Origin of the sequence: Mycobacterium sp. E2462, from assembly GCF_001672685.1 — a bacterium.
In the GTDB taxonomy this organism is placed as follows: domain Bacteria; phylum Actinomycetota; class Actinomycetes; order Mycobacteriales; family Mycobacteriaceae; genus Mycobacterium.
In genome coordinates, this window is record NZ_LZKC01000360.1 from 1 (window position 1) to 5,139 (window position 5,139).

General features: G+C 65.8%; 4 protein-coding genes and 1 pseudogene. All 5 read left to right on the forward strand.

Annotated features, from left to right (window positions below; genetic code table 11):
- Positions 1-659: ABC transporter permease (locus A5714_RS18850; RefSeq protein WP_068069638.1), on the forward strand; the 659-nt coding region annotated here is incomplete at its 5' end.
- Between the two features lie 3 nt (positions 660-662).
- Positions 663-1,931, forward strand: coding sequence for an MCE family protein (locus A5714_RS18855; protein WP_068287715.1), 1,269 nt, complete (start codon positions 663-665; stop codon positions 1,929-1,931).
- The gene (locus tag A5714_RS18860; protein WP_068069643.1) at positions 1,928-2,956 is read left to right on the forward strand and encodes an MCE family protein; all 1,029 of its coding nucleotides are present in this window, start codon (positions 1,928-1,930) and stop codon (positions 2,954-2,956) included. The genes A5714_RS18855 and A5714_RS18860 overlap by 4 nt, the downstream gene beginning before the upstream one ends.
- Positions 2,953-4,143 (forward strand): MCE family protein, encoded by a 1,191-nt coding sequence (locus A5714_RS18865; protein WP_231975931.1) that lies wholly within the window; start codon positions 2,953-2,955, stop codon positions 4,141-4,143. The genes A5714_RS18860 and A5714_RS18865 overlap by 4 nt, the downstream gene beginning before the upstream one ends.
- Positions 4,140-5,093 (forward strand): annotated as a pseudogene (locus A5714_RS18870) (MCE family protein); the annotation flags it as partial. The gene A5714_RS18865 and the pseudogene A5714_RS18870, both read left to right, overlap by 4 nt.
- Positions 5,094-5,139: the final 46 nt, after the last annotated feature.

The following is a 5,139-nucleotide window of genomic DNA, read 5'->3' on the forward strand; positions in this document are numbered from 1 at the left end:
TGGCCGTCATCGGTGGAACCGTCGGCATCATCGGTTTTCTCACGCTGACCACCGGCGCCCTGGTCGCGGTGCAGGGCTACGACACCCTGTCCAACATCGGTGTCGAGGCGATGACCGGCTTCCTGTCGGCGTTTCTGAACGTCCGGATGATCGCGCCCTGCACGGCCGGCCTGGCGTTGGCGGCCACCATCGGCGCCGGCGCGACGGCGCAGCTCGGGGCGATGCGCATCAACGAGGAGATCGACGCGCTGGAGGTGATGGGCATCCGGGCAATCACCTACCTGGCGTCCACCCGCATCATCGCCGGCATCCTCGTCGTCATTCCCCTGTACGCGGTCGCCGTGCTCATGTCGTTCGTCGCCGCCAAGTTCCTCACCATCTCGGTCTACGGCCAGTCGCGAGGCGTCTACGAACACTATTTCGCCACGTTCCTGCGCCCGAACGACCTGATGTGGTCGTTCCTTTCGGCGCTGACGATGGCGACGGGCGTGATGGTCGTGCACACCTATTACGGCTTCACCGCCTCGGGCGGCCCCGCCGGCGTGGGGGAGGCGGTCGGACGGTCGGTGCGGTCCTCGATGATCGTGACGGCGTTCGTGTGCCTGATGATTTCGCTGTCCGTGTATGGGCAGTCCGGCAACTTCAACCTGTCGGGATAGCCGATGAGCAATCACAGGCAGAGCGGGCCGCTGCAGACGAACCGGACCCGCAGCACCCGGATAGACCCGATCTGGTGGGCTCCCACACTGTTCCTCCTCGTGGGTGGGCTGATCGCCCTGACCGCCGGGTCGTTCTCCGGGAAGTTCCAGTCTTTCGTTCCCCTCACGCTGGTGTCCAACCGCGCGGGACTGGTGATGGAGGACGGCGCCAAGGTGAAACTGCGCGGCGTGCAGATCGGTCAGGTCGCCGGCATCGGCACCGACGCGAAAGCGGCTCAGCTGCAGCTGAAGATCCAACCCGACGCCTTCAAGTACCTGCCGAGCAACCTCGAGGCGGAGATCAAGTCGACCACGGCGTTCGGGTCCAAGTACGTGGACCTGATCGTCCCCGACCAGCCCAGCCGCACGCCACTGAAACCCGGTGCGGTGCTGCACTCGCGCAACGTCACGGTGGAAGTCAACACGGTGTTCGAAAACTTGCAATCGGTGGTGCAGGCGCTCGACCCGGCGAAGCTGAACGCGATCCTGTCGGCCTTCGCGCAATCCGTGCGCGGCAAGGGGGACCGGATCGGGCAGGCGATCACCGACGCCAACGACATCTTGCTCACCGTGAACCCGCGCATGGACACCATTGCCAAGGACTGGCGGCTTTTCGGCAAAACCACCGACATCTATTCGGGTGCGGCGCACGACATCCTGTCCATCCTGGACTCGGCGTCCACCACCAGCACCACCCTCACCGAGAATCAGCGGTCGCTGGACACACTGCTGCTGTCGGCGATCGGATTGAGCCAAACCGGCATCAACGTCATCGGGAACAACGAATCCAACATCGTGCAGTCGATGAACCTGCTCGACCCCACCATCGGGCTGCTGCAGAAGTACTCACCGACCTACACCTGCCTGTTCCAAGGTGCGCAGTGGTACGTCGACCACGGCGGCCGGGACGCGTTGGGCGGCAACGGGTATTCCGTCATCCTCGACGCGGCCCTGCTCTTCGGTGACGATCCCTACCGCTACCCGAAGCACCTGCCGAAGGTCAACGCCACCGGCGGGCCCGGCGGCCGGCCGAGCTGCGGGTCGCTACCCGACCCGAGCGCGAACTTCCCGGTGCGCGCCCTGGTCACGGACACGGGCTGGGGCGCGGCGCCCAACGAGATCCGCACCAACGTAGCCGTCGGTAACCCGTGGTGGGGCAACTGGTTCCCGACCACCAAAAACCCGCCGGAAGCGCCGCGGTACTTCTGGCGCGGGGGGCAGCCGCCGCCATGAGACGCAAACTCTCCAGCATCCTGCTGCGGGTCGGGATCTTCACGGCGGTCTGCCTGCTGTTCACGTTCGCGTTGATCGCGGTGTTCGGGCAGCTGCGGTTCGAAGACCGGACCGGCTATCAGGCTCTGTTCACCAACATCTCCGGGCTCAAGTCCGGCAACTTCGTGCGGATCGCCGGGGTGGAGGTCGGCAAGGTCGGCGACCTGAGCCTGCACCACGACGGCACCGTCACCGTCGGGTTCACCGTGGACAAGGGCGTGCGCCTCACCGAGGGCACCCGGGCCGTCGTGCGTTACGAAAACCTGATCGGCGACCGGTATCTCGCGCTCGAAGACAGCCCTGGGCCGCCGCGCCGGTTGCCGCCGGGCGCGACCATTCCGCTGGCCCGGACCGCGCCCGCGCTCGACATCGACGCGCTGATCGGCGGTTTCCGCCCGCTGTTCCGGGCGTTGGATCCCGACCAGGTCAACGCCCTATCGGGTCAACTGTTGCGGATTTTCCAGGGGCAGGGCGGGACGCTCGCCTCGGTGCTGTCCCAAACCTCGCTGCTGACCTCGACCCTGGCCGGTCGCAGCGAGCTGATCGGTCAGCTGATCACCAACCTCAACACCGTGTTGCACACCTTCGCCGCCCGCGACCACGAATTCTCCGACGGCTTGGACAAACTGGCGCAGCTCGTGGACGGCCTGGCCAAGCGCAAGGACGACATCTCCACCGGACTCGCCTACATCAACGCCGCGGCGGGCTCGGTCACCGACCTGCTGGTCCAGACCCGCCAGCCCATCAAGGACGTGGTCCACGAAACCGACCGGATGTCCGGGCAGGTGATGGCCGACCACGACTACGTCGACAAGCTGCTCAAGGACCTGCCCGACGTGTACCAGGTCCTGGCCCGGCAGGGCCTGAACGGGGACTACTTCGGCTTCTACTTCTGCGAAGTGCTGCTCAAGCTGAACGGCAAAGGCGGCAACCCGATCTTCGTCAAACTCCTGGGCCAGCCCAGTGGGCGGTGCACGCCCCGGTGAAGCTGAAACTTCCGAAGATCACGATCAAGGCGGCCGGGCAGCGAAGCCCCTTCCTGTTGGGGCTGATGGGCACCATCTTGCTGGTATGCATCACGATCGTCGCCTTCCAGTACAACAAGTTGCCGTTCCTCAAGAACACCGACGACTACGCCGCCTACTTCGCCGAGGCCGGTGGCATCAAACCCGGTAATTCCGTGCGGGTTTCGGGCATGGGCGTGGGACGGGTCTCCGACATCCGCCTGGAGGGCACCAAGGTTCGGGTGGGCTTCACCGTCAACAAGGGCGTCGAGCTGGGGGACCGCACGGAGGCATCGATAAAGACCGAGACCATCCTGGGCGCCAAGATGCTCGAGCTCACCCCGCGGGGCGAGGGCCGGCTGCACGGCACCATCCCCCTGGAGCGCACCACCTCGCCCTATGACCTGCCCGACGCGCTCGGCGACCTGACGACGACGATCAGCGGCCTCGACACCGCCCAATTATCCTCGGCGCTCACCACATTGGCCGACACCCTCAAGGCGACGCCACAGAACCTGCGGCCGGCGCTGCAGGGGGTGGCGCGGTTCTCCGACACCCTCAACGGCCGGGACGCGCAGCTGCGAAACCTGTTGGGTAACGCCAACAAGGTCTCGGCGGTCCTCGGTCGGCGCAGCCAACAGATCGCGGGGTTGGTCGCCAATTCCAACGCACTGTTAGCCGCGCTGCTCGACGAACGGGACTCGTTGGACGCACTGATGAACAACCTCAGCGCCGTCTCACATCAGATCTCCGGGCTGGTCGACGACAACCGCACCCAGCTCAAGCCGGCCCTCGACAAGCTCAACGGTGTCTTGGAAATCCTGGACAACCGCAAGGAGGACATCCAAAAGACCCTGCCGAAATTCAAGCGCTACGCCATGTCGTTCGGCGAATGCCTGGGATCCGGGCCGTTTTTCAAGGCGTACGTGGCCAACCTGGTGCCCGGCCAGTTCGGTGGCCCGGTCCTCGACGCCGACATGTACGACCGGTTCCTCGACCCCAACCAGAAGTTGCCGTCCGAAGCCGTGGACCCGCCGACCGGCACACCGCCCGTGCCGCCGGAGCAGGCGCCCGTGCCGCTATGGTCGCAGCCCCCGTCGCCGCCGCCCTCGACCCCGCCGGTGCGGACCATCCCGCCGCCCTCGCCCCACGACTACGACCAGCCATGACCATGACCCGCAAGGCATTTCGCAACCTGACCGCGCTCACCCTGGTGCTGACACTGGCCGTGGCGTCGTTCCTGGTCGGCAGCAAGCTGTGGGAGGACGTCGAAAAGAACACTTACTCCGCCTATTTCACGGAGGTCAACGGCCTGTTCGTCGGTGACGAGATCCGCATCCTCGGCGTCGCCGTCGGCGTGGTGGACAAGATCGAGCCGCAGCCCGCCAGCTCCAAGGTGACCTTCTCCGTCGACAAGCAGTACCCGGTGCCCGCCGACGCCCGCGCCGCGATTCTGTCGCCGTCGCTGGTGACGTCACGGGCGATTCAACTCGTCCCGGCCTACTCGGGCGGCCCGAAGCTTAGCCCCGGCGCGTCGATCCCGCTCAACCGCACCGCGGTCCCCGTCGAATGGGACGACTTCCGCCGTCAGCTCGAGAAGCTCACCGATGCGCTGCAGCCGACGAGCCCCGACGGGGTGAACTCCGTCGGCGAATTCGTCGACTCCGCCGCGGCCAACCTGCGCGGTCAGGGAGACACCGCCCGCGATACGGTACTCAAGCTCTCTCAAGCGATCTCGGCGCTCGGCGACCACGCCGACGACATCTTCAGCACGGTGCGCAACCTGCAGCTGCTGGTGTCCGCGCTGTACTCCAGCAGCGACCTGTTGGCCTCGTTCAACCAGAACCTGGCCAGCGTCACGACGTTGCTGACGAACACGCCGAACGAGGTCGGCAACGCGGTGAAATCGCTCGACGGGGCGCTGGCCGATGTCCGCGACTTCCTCGCCGAGAACCGCGAATCCATCGGCGTCACGTTCGACCGGCTGGGCTCGATCACGACGGCGCTCAACGACAGCCGCGGTGACATCAAACAGATCCTGCACATCGCGCCGACAGTGTTCCAGAACTTCCTGAACATCTATCAGCCGGCGCAGAGCGCGATGACCGGCATGTCCGCGGGGTTGTAGTACCACTGGTTGACCAACTCCAGGCTGCTGATCGCGA

Excerpts from the sequence above, each read along its gene's own strand:
- A5714_RS18855 (WP_068287715.1), top strand. The coding sequence starts at position 663 with ATGAGCAATCACAGGCAGAGCGGGCCGCTGCAGACGAACCGGACCCGC.
- A5714_RS18860 (WP_068069643.1), top strand. The coding sequence starts at position 1,928 with ATGAGACGCAAACTCTCCAGCATCCTGCTGCGGGTCGGGATCTTCACG.